An 8,067-nucleotide genomic window follows, 5' to 3' on the forward strand; every position below is an offset into this window, starting at 1 on the left:
CGGCCGGCCTGGCGCAGGTCAGGATACCGGTACTGCTGCTGCCGGCCGAAGGCGACTGGGGCGCGCCGCGTTTCCATGGGCAGGGCACGGCCTATGCGGCCCTGTATGCGCCGGCCGGTGCGAAGCTGGGGCTGTTCGGCAGCGCCACGCACCTTGTCGCGCCAAGTGACCTGAAACTTGAACATGCGGGCGGCGCCTTCGAATCGATAGGCGACGGCGCCGACTACAGCTTCACGCGCTTTGGCGCCGCCTACACCTTGCGCATGAGCTGCGACGAACCGCTGAAGGACAAGCGCTGCACCGATCCGCAATATCTGGCCGACACGGCGCGCGCGCTGCTGCTGGTGGCGGGAGAAAAACCATGATGAAAATGACTGTATTAAATGGCGTGCTGGCCGCTGCGCTGGGCGCCATGGCGCTGCCGGCGCTGGCCGGCAACGATGACCGTTTCCTGCCGCCCGGCGCGCTGCTGCCCGGCAGCGGCAGCGGCGTGGCCAGCACCGCCGTGCTGTATCCGGACATGCGCTTTCCCATCGAGAAGGGCGCGGCCTACGCCAGCTCGCATTTCTATGGCGTCGGCGGCCAGCGCGGCAAGGCAGGCGATTCCTGCGACGACAGCAATTATGCCTATCCGTGGCGCGACAATTTTTGCGAGCTGCGCAAGGACAACCTGCCGTTCTGCCTGTCCGGCGGGCACCAGGGCCAGGACCTGCGCCCGGCCACCTGCCGCGCCAACTATCACTGGGCGGTAGCGGCCGACGATGGCGTCATCGTGCAGATCGCGCGCTTCAGCGTGACCCTGCAGACGGCCGCCGGCACCCTGTACCGCTATGTGCACCTCAATACCAGCGACCTGGCCGTGCGCGAACTGCAGCCGGTGGCGCGCGGCGCGCGCATCGGCAGGATCTCCAACAACTGGATCGACAAGCTGCCGATCCACCTGCATTTCGACGTCAAGGACACCATCAAGGTGGGCCAGCAGACCCTGGTGACCTTCGTGCCGCCGTATGCCAGCCTGGTCGAGTCCTACATCCAGCGCAACAAGCTACAAGGAGAGCAACATGAGTGAAACGATGCAGGGCCGGCGCGGCAGCAAGCGGCCGATCCTGGCGATCTTGCGGCAGGAGGCGTCGACCCCTGGCCGCGCCGGCAAGCTGCTGCGCGACAAGGGCTTCGAGCTCGATATCCGCCGCCCCGTGTGCGGCGATCCGCTGCCCGACACGCTCGACGGCCACGCGGGCGTGATCTCGTTCGGCGGGCCGATGAGTGCCAACGACGGCGACGCGCACATCCGCCGCGAGATCGAGTGGCTGTCCGTGCCGCTGGCGGAAAACCGGCCGTACCTGGGCATCTGCCTGGGCGCGCAGATGCTGGCCAAGAACCTCGGCTGCAAGGTGACGGCGGCCGAGGGCGACGTCACGGAAATCGGCTGGTATCCGCTCAAGCCGACGGCCGAGGGCGAGCGCATCATGCCCAAGTGGCCGGAGATGGTGTACCACTTCCACATGGAGGGCTTCGAGCTGCCCAAGGGCGCCATCCTGCTGGCCGAGGGCGACGCCTACCGCAACCAGGCTTTCCGCTATGGCGAAAAGGCCTGGGGCATCCAGTACCACCCCGAGCTGACCCTGGCCATGCAGCGTCGCTGGGCCGTGAAGGGCGCGCACCGCTTCCACCTGCCGAACGCGCAGCAGGGCGAACAGCATCTGCAGGGACGGGTGCTGCACGACAAGGCGCTGCGGGCCTGGTTCAACGGCTTCCTGAACCGCGTGTTTACCGAAGCATGAGCCGCCAGCTCGCTACCCTGCAAGAGGGCCTGGCGCTGAGCCTGGATCAGCTGCTGGCGCGCCAGAGTTTCAAGTGGCGCCAGTACCAGCCCGGCGTGCTGGCCGCCTGCGTGGCCGACATGGACCTGGGCACGGCGCCCGCCGTGCAGGCGGCGCTGGCGCAGGTGCTGCGCCGCGTCGACTTTACGTATCCGCTGCGCGACGGGCGCAAGGCCGACCGCGCCGTGGCCCATGCGTTCGCCGCGCGCATGCGCCGCCTGTACGGCTGGCAGGCCGAGGCCGACCAGGTGCTGGTGCTGCCCGACCTGGTGCAGGCGACGTTTGCCGCCGTGATGGCGTTTTCCGACCCGGGCGACGGCGTGATCGTGCAAGTGCCGCACTACGCGCCGTTCCGCGAAGCGGTCGAGGGCACGGGCCGGCGCCTGGTGCCGCTGCAAATGCACGCCGGTCCTGACGGCTACCAGCTCGACCTGGAAGGTCTGGCGCAGGCCGTCGACGCCCGCACGCGCGTGCTGATCCTGTGCAATCCGCACAATCCGACGGGGCGCGTGATGAGCCGCGCGGAACTCGACGGCGTGCTGGCCTTCGCCGAGCGCCACGCCTTGATTGTGGTGTCCGACGAAATCCATGCCGACCTGGTCTACCCCGGCGCGCAGCACCTGCCGTTCGCCGCGCTGTCCGACGCGGCGGCCGGGCGCACCGTGACCCTGAACTCGGCCACCAAGAGCTTCAATATCGCCGGCCTGCGCTGCGCCGTCGCGCATTTCGGCACGCCGCAGCTGCAGCAGCGCTTCCACGCGCGTGTGCCCGCGCGCCTGACGGGCGCCGTCAACAACCTGGGCATCGACGCCACCGTGGCGGCCTGGAATGAGGGCGAATCCTGGCTCGACGCCGTGCGCGCGCACCTGCTGGCCATGCGCGACTACGCGGTGCAGATCCTGCGCCGCGAGCTGCCGGCCATCGGCTTCCACCCGCCGCAGGGCACGTATCTGCTGTGGCTCGATTGCGCGGCGCTGGAACTGGACCAGCCGGCGGCGGCATTCTTCCTGCAGCATGCGAAGGTGGCGCTCAGCCCGGGTGAAGTCTTCGACGCGCGCGCGCCGCACTGCGCGCGCCTCAATTTCGCCACCTCGCAGCCGCTGCTGGCCGAGATCCTCGACCGCATGGTCATGGCGGTGCGCGCGCACCAGCGCCGCCGCCAGCCTGTACACACTTAACCCGGCACACCCTTGCCATCACCTGGACCTCACACCATGGAAACGCCAGTCAAAAAACACAAGCCGCGCATCCTCATCGGCGTCACGGGCTCGCTCGATTCGACCCTGCTGCCGAACTACCTGCGCATCATCAAGGACCATCTCGATTGCGAACTGAGCGTGCTGATGACGCCCAACGCCACCAACTTCCTCAAGCCGGAATCGATCGCGCTGTATGTCGACCGCGTCATCAGCGGCGAACGGCCGCAGGATTGGCCGACCGACAAGCCGGGCCGCCTGGCCGCCGAGCATGACCTGCTGCTGGTGCTGCCCGCCACCGCGAATACCCTGGCGGCCGTGGCGAACGGCTTTTCCGGCAACCGCCTGACCACCGTGATCCTGGCCGCCACCTTCCCCGTGCTGCTGTTTCCCGTGATGGGCGGGCCGATGCTGGCCAAGCCGGCCGTGCAGCGCAACCTGGCGCAGCTGCGCGAGGACGGCTACATCATCATCGACCCCGTGTGGCGCGACCATTTCGATCCGCTGCTCGAGCGCATGCATGGCCACCATTCGCTGCCCAGCCCCGAGCAGGTGCTGGCGCTGCTGCGCGAACGCTTCCCCGCCAGCGGCATACAGCGCCTGGCGCTGACCGGCGCCGCGGCCTGACCTTCCACGCCAACCTGAGAGAACCGCATCATGTCCATCATCCTGTACAGCCTGTGCGCCGCCGACCGGCGCCGGCATTATTCGCCCCATGTGTGGAAGATCATCATGGCACTCAAGCACAAGGAACTGCAGGCCGAGGTGCGGCCCGTGTCCTTCGCCGAAATCGCCGGCATCGAGGACGGCAGCTACAAGAGCGTGCCGGTGCTGAACGACAATGGCCACATCGAGGGCGACAGCTTTGAAATCGCCGTGCACCTGGAGCGCGCCTATCCGGACAGGCCAAGCCTGTTCGGCGGCCCCGGCGGCCAGGCCATGGCCCGCTTTGTCGAAAGCTTCAGCCAGACCGTCATCCATCCGCCCGTCTCGGCCATCGCCGCCATGGACATGCATGCGCTGATGTCGCCGGCGGACCAGGCGTACTTCCGTGCGGCGCGCGAGAAGCGCTTCGGCAAGACCCTGGAAGAGGCTGCGGCCACGCGCCACATCGAACTGGCGGCGCTGCCGGAAAAATTCGCGCCGCTGCGCAGCGTGCTGGCAAAACAGCGCTGGCTGGGCGGTGCGCAGCCCCTGTTTGCCGACTACATCCTGTTCGGCGTGCTGCAGTGGGCGCGCATCACCGTGCCGGCGCCCTTGCTGCCGGCCGACGATCCCGTCAGCACCTGGTTCGAGCGCTGCCTCGACCTGCACGGCGCCATCGGCCGCTCCGTCGTCCTGTCGGACTGACGGCTTGCTTGCCAGGGCCGCCCGCGCGGCCCTGTTCCCCTCACTGAATGACAAGGCTAACCATGATGTTTACACCGCAACAGGGCGAGATACGCCAGCGCTATGCCGGCATCGGCAGCGAGATTGCCGCCGGCGCCGCCGCGCGCGCAGAAGGTTTTGATTTTGACGGCTGGCTGCGCCTGCGCGACGCCGGCCTGTGGCGCATGATCGTGCCCGGCAGCGACCACGCGACGGGCGACTGGTGGAGTTTTACCGCCGCCCTCGACGGCCTGTCGTCGACCATCGGCGCGCCGGAACTGCTGCTGTCGGTCATCGCCCAGGCCGGCATGGTGCGGGGCCTGGCGCGGCACGGCACGGAAGCGCAGCGCGACCGCTATTTCGGCGCCATCCTGCGCGGCGAGGTCAGCGCCACCGGCATTGCCGAGCCGGGCACGGGCACGGACGTGCGCAGCATCCAGAGCACCCTGCGCGCTACGGCCGACGGCTATGTGCTCAATGGCGGCAAATACAATATCGCGCACGCACCGATCATGGATTTCGCCCTGATCGTCTGCCACCTGGCGGACAAGGAAGAGCACAACATCGCGCTGGCGCTGCTCGACCGCGGCACGCCTGGTCTGCGCGCCGGCCAGGTGGACGACAAGCTGGGCAACCGCAACCTGCCCACCGGCGCCCTGCATTTCGAGGATGTCGCGGTGCGCCCGTCGCAGCTGCTGGGCGCGCCCGGGCGCGGCCTGGCCACCCTGATCGACACCATTTCGCTGGGACGCCTGTACTACGGCCTGGCGGCGGCCAACCTGATCGCACCCTACCTGGACGAGGCGATGCGCTACGCGGCCAGCCGCAGCAGCTTCAATAGCAGCATTGACAACCACCAGTATGTGCAGCGGCGCCTGGTCGATATCCGCATCGGCATGGAACGTTCGCGCTGGCTGGCGTTTGGCGCGCTGTCGCAATTGCTGGCTGGCCAGCGCGAAGGCTTGATGAGCTGCTCCATCGCCAAGCTGGTGGGGTCCGAAGACTTGATCAACAGCGCCACCAGCCTGGTCAAGCTGTACGGCAGCCTGGGCTACCACAATGGCAGGGTGGCCGAGCTGATGAAAAATGCCCTGGCTTTCGCCAGCGTGGGCGGCACGGAAGAAATGCACCGCAAAAACATCTTCAACCAGATGCAGCGCCTGGCTGGCTAGGTTTCCCCTGCTGGCTGTGGCACTGGCGTGGCATATTGGCGGTTCAGGCGGCCAATATGCCCGATTCGCTCAACGCATCATTGATCGCCTCGAACATCGGCTCGCTGGCGCGCGAAGCCAGGTGCGCAAACAGATTGCGCACGGAAGACTGGGCCACGCACAGGATGTCGATCTCGCCGAGGCGCTGCGCTTCCATCGCCGTGTCGCCATGCAGCAGGCCGACGCCGAGGCGCTCGGCCAGCATCGAGCGCGTGACGCTTTCGCGGTCGATGCTGATGATGCGGCGCGGACGGAAATTGCGCGTCTTGAACAGGTGTTCGGCGGCGCCGCCGCAGCACAGGCTCGATGGCGCGAAAATCCACGGCAGCTCGGCCAGCGCATTCCAGTCCAGCGGCTGGGTGGTATCGAGCATGCCGGCGGGCGCCGCCACATACACAGGGAAACACGCCACTTCGATCGTCATCAGGTCGTCGTCGGGCGAGCGCGCCTCGTTGTAGAAGCCGGCGTCCAGCGTGCCGCTGCGGATGCCGTTCAGGGTGCCGGTGGAGCTGCCGTGTTCCAGCGAGACTTCGACTTCCGGATGGTGCTCGGAAAAGCGCCGCACCAGCCGGCCGATGGCTTCGTTGTTGGACTGGCCGCCGACGCCGATGCGCAGCTTGCCGGCCAGGCGGCCCTTGATGTGGTTGGCCTCGTCCAGCAGTTCGCGGTGGATGTTGAGGGTGCGTTCGGCCTTGGCCAGGATGCGCTGGCCGCTGCTGGTCAGGCTCATGCCGCGCGCCGTGCGTTCAAACAAGGTGAGGCCGAGATAATCCTCCATCGCCTTGACATGGGCACTGACTGCGGGCTGGCTGAGGAACAGCCGTTCGGATGCGCGCGTAATGCTGCCCTCGCGCGCCACCGTGGCGAAGGTTTTCAGGTGATGGATTTCCATGAGGGGCGGGTCCACTAAGTTAAAAGATGAATGAAATTCCGGATATTCTTATTTGTTTTTCAACTATGTATTATATGTGATTTTAATAAGAATACCGCATTAACAATGCCTGCGAAATGGGTAATAATTTGTGACTTTTTCCTTCTCCTTTTCACCATAGTGGTGCGCGGCTGCCCTTGAAATAGCGTAAATTGTTACTTTTCGTGAGAAAGTGCCGGCGCGCCAACCGCCGCGCCACGGCGCTACAGCAGGCCCAGCACGTGCCACCACAGGAAGTCCAGCGGCGTGAGGATCAGCAGGCTGAGCACGAACAGGCTCAGGCATAGCCGGGTGACGGCGGCCAGCGGCAGGCTGGCCGCCTGCATGGCGAAAATCAGCGGCGGCGCCTGGTAGGGCAGGCAGACATTCGAAAAGGCCAGCACCTGCGTCATCAGCACCGTCATCAGCGGCAGGCCCGTGACGGCCGCCAGGTCCTGCGCCAGCGGCGTCATCGTCGCCGGCACGCCGGCCAGGTTGGTCACCAGCGATACCACGGTCGAGATCAGCGTCAGCACGGCGGCGTTCCACAGCGGCGTGTCGGCGGCGAAGCGCGCATGCCGGCTCAGGCCATGCACCACGGCTTCGCCCAGGCCGCTTTCCGAAATCACCGCGCCCAGGCCCATCACGCCGGCCACGAACAGCAGCGAGCCATAGTTGATTTCCTGGTTCAGGCATTTTTTCGACGTCAGGTCGGCGGCCGGCCACAGGCAGACGAGGGCGGCGGCCAGGCCGACCCAGGCCGGCGACACATGGTGCAGGCCATCCGTCATCCACAGGGCCAGGCAGATGCCCAGCACCACGGCCAAGCCCGTCTCCTGCGCCGACATGGGGCCTTGCCGCTGCGTCGGCGCGGCCGCGCGCACGGGGTCGGCGGCGGGAAACATCCACAGGATCAGCAGCACCAGCAGCACGGACTTGAGGATGCCCAGCACGGGGAAATGCAGCAGCAGGTAATTGACATACGAAATCTGCACGCCATACAGATTGTCCGCCATGCCGGAGAGGATCATGTTCGGCGCGTTCGACGGCAGGATGGCGAAGGTCGGCAGGAAACTGGAAAAGCTGGCCGCCATCAGCATGCCCGTGCGGCCGTTGTGGCCCGCGCCATAGCCGATATGCTCGGCCACGGCCATGGTGATGGGAATGAGCAGCACCACGCGGCCCATGCCCGACGGCATGACGAAGGCCAGCGCCACGCTGAACAGCACGATGCCGGCGATGACGCCGGCGTAGCGCCGTCCCAGCATGCGCGACAGGATGGCCGCCGCGCGCTTGCCCAGGCCCGTATGGCCGATGGCCGCGCCCATCACGGCGCCGCTGAACAGCAGCCAGAAGGTGGTCGACTGCAGGCCGGAGAACACGCTTTGCGCGGGCGCCATCTTGCACAGCATGGCCACCAGGAAGAAGGCCAGCGCCGGCCAGTATTCGGGCACCAGGGCCGTGGCCCACATGCTGATGCAAAAAACCAGCAACGCCACCACGCCGGCCATCGGGGCCGGCAGGTAGAGCGAAGCGGCCAGGCCGCTGGCGACGGTCAG

At 66.9% G+C, this 8,067-nt stretch carries 9 protein-coding genes; 7 read left to right on the plus strand and 2 right to left on the minus strand.

All coding sequences use genetic code 11. The features are described from left to right. The 7 genes from JaAD80_RS30930 to JaAD80_RS25550 all read left to right on the plus strand — a co-directional run. Positions 1–365 (plus strand): hypothetical protein (locus JaAD80_RS30930; RefSeq protein ID WP_219726882.1); only part of this gene is annotated, 365 nt, incomplete at its 5' end. After that, positions 362–1,069, plus strand: coding sequence for a peptidoglycan DD-metalloendopeptidase family protein (locus tag JaAD80_RS25525; RefSeq protein ID WP_102298740.1), 708 nt, complete (start codon positions 362–364; stop codon positions 1,067–1,069). The genes JaAD80_RS30930 and JaAD80_RS25525, both read left to right, overlap by 4 nt. Next, positions 1,062–1,784 carry a glutamine amidotransferase gene (locus tag JaAD80_RS25530; protein WP_102298742.1) on the plus strand — a complete coding sequence of 241 codons (723 nt, stop codon included), beginning with the start codon at positions 1,062–1,064 and terminating at the stop codon, positions 1,782–1,784. Before JaAD80_RS25525 ends, JaAD80_RS25530 begins: the two co-directional genes overlap by 8 nt. Next, positions 1,781–3,001 (plus strand): MalY/PatB family protein, encoded by a 1,221-nt coding sequence (locus JaAD80_RS25535; RefSeq protein WP_258003176.1) that lies wholly within the window; start codon positions 1,781–1,783, stop codon positions 2,999–3,001. The genes JaAD80_RS25530 and JaAD80_RS25535 overlap by 4 nt, the downstream gene beginning before the upstream one ends. Positions 3,002–3,037: 36 nt before the next feature. After that, complete coding sequence (locus tag JaAD80_RS25540) at positions 3,038–3,646, plus strand: flavoprotein (protein ID WP_102298744.1); 609 nt, start codon at positions 3,038–3,040, stop codon at positions 3,644–3,646. Between the two features lie 30 nt (positions 3,647–3,676). Next, complete coding sequence (locus JaAD80_RS25545; protein WP_102298746.1) at positions 3,677–4,369, plus strand: glutathione S-transferase family protein; 693 nt, start codon at positions 3,677–3,679, stop codon at positions 4,367–4,369. Between the two features lie 65 nt (positions 4,370–4,434). Further along, positions 4,435–5,559 (plus strand): acyl-CoA dehydrogenase family protein, encoded by a 1,125-nt coding sequence (locus JaAD80_RS25550; protein ID WP_219726883.1) that lies wholly within the window; start codon positions 4,435–4,437, stop codon positions 5,557–5,559. Between the two features lie 43 nt (positions 5,560–5,602). Here the strand turns inward: JaAD80_RS25550 and JaAD80_RS25555 are convergent, their stop codons facing one another. Together JaAD80_RS25555 and JaAD80_RS25560 are read right to left on the minus strand one after the other, a co-directional pair. Next, the gene (locus tag JaAD80_RS25555) at positions 5,603–6,490 is read right to left on the minus strand and encodes a LysR family transcriptional regulator (RefSeq protein WP_102298750.1); all 888 of its coding nucleotides are present in this window, start codon (positions 6,488–6,490) and stop codon (positions 5,603–5,605) included. 242 nt (positions 6,491–6,732) lie between these two features. Further along, the coding region (locus tag JaAD80_RS25560; protein WP_219726884.1) for an SLC13 family permease at positions 6,733–8,067 on the minus strand (1,335 nt) is incomplete at its 5' end.

The sequence above is a fragment of the Janthinobacterium sp. AD80 genome, from assembly GCF_002878455.1.
In the GTDB taxonomy this organism is placed as follows: domain Bacteria; phylum Pseudomonadota; class Gammaproteobacteria; order Burkholderiales; family Burkholderiaceae_D; genus Janthinobacterium.

Excerpts from the sequence above, each read along its gene's own strand:
- JaAD80_RS25540 (WP_102298744.1), top strand. The coding sequence starts at position 3,038 with ATGGAAACGCCAGTCAAAAAACACAAGCCGCGCATCCTCATCGGCGTC.
- JaAD80_RS25530 (WP_102298742.1), top strand. The coding sequence starts at position 1,062 with ATGAGTGAAACGATGCAGGGCCGGCGCGGCAGCAAGCGGCCGATCCTG.
- JaAD80_RS25525 (WP_102298740.1), top strand. The coding sequence starts at position 362 with ATGATGAAAATGACTGTATTAAATGGCGTGCTGGCCGCTGCGCTGGGC.
- JaAD80_RS25545 (WP_102298746.1), top strand. The coding sequence starts at position 3,677 with ATGTCCATCATCCTGTACAGCCTGTGCGCCGCCGACCGGCGCCGGCAT.
- JaAD80_RS25555 (WP_102298750.1), bottom strand. The coding sequence starts at position 6,490 with ATGGAAATCCATCACCTGAAAACCTTCGCCACGGTGGCGCGCGAGGGC.
- JaAD80_RS25535 (WP_258003176.1), top strand. The coding sequence starts at position 1,781 with ATGAGCCGCCAGCTCGCTACCCTGCAAGAGGGCCTGGCGCTGAGCCTG.
- JaAD80_RS25550 (WP_219726883.1), top strand. The coding sequence starts at position 4,435 with ATGTTTACACCGCAACAGGGCGAGATACGCCAGCGCTATGCCGGCATC.